This is a genomic window from Micromonospora sp. B11E3, from assembly GCF_039871625.1.
Lineage (GTDB): Bacteria > Actinomycetota > Actinomycetes > Mycobacteriales > Micromonosporaceae > Micromonospora.
Genome location: NZ_JBDPMC010000248.1, coordinates 1 through 651, shown reverse-complemented (window position 1 = coordinate 651; position 651 = coordinate 1). Strand labels below are relative to the sequence as shown.

The following is a 651-nucleotide window of genomic DNA, read 5'->3' as shown; positions in this document are numbered from 1 at the left end:
CGTATCTACGCCAACCACGGCGCGATGACGCCCGGGGTCACGCAGGAGACCGTGGACGGCATGTCCCAGGCGAAGATCGGTCGCATCATCGCGGCGATGCGTCACGAGCGCTACCGGTTCGCCCCCGTCCGGCGGGTGCGCATCCCGAAGAAGAACGGGAAGACCCGCCCGTTGGGACTGCCGACCTGGTCGGACAAACTCGTCGGCGAGGTGGTCCGCCTGTTGTTGGAGGCGTACTACGAGCCGGCGTTCTCCGATCGGTCCCACGGATTCCGGCCACGGCGAGGCTGTCATACCGCGTTGCGGGAGATCGCCAATACCTGGACCGGAACGGCCTGGTTTATCGAGGGAGACATCGCCGACTGCTTCGGGTCGCTCGATCATGACCTGATGCTCACCATCATGTCGGAGAAGATCCACGACAACCGGTTCCTGCGGCTGGTGCGTAACATGCTCACGGCCGGATACCTGGAGGACTGGAAATGGGGCGCGACCCTGTCCGGGGCTCCCCAGGGTGGGGTCGCCTCGCCGATCCTGTCCTCGATTTACCTGCACAAACTGGACCAGTTCGTCGAGACAGTCCTGATCCCGGAGTACACCCGAGGGGGACGCAGGGCACGTAACCCTGCCTACCTCGACCTGCAGAACCAA

General features: G+C 64.4%; 1 protein-coding gene. It reads left to right on the top strand.

Going from position 1 to position 651, the window contains the following annotated elements; translation table 11 throughout:
- Positions 1–24: 24 nt before the first annotated feature.
- Positions 25–651 (top strand): reverse transcriptase/maturase family protein (locus ABGB16_RS33915; protein ID WP_347672126.1); only part of this gene is annotated, 627 nt, incomplete at its 3' end.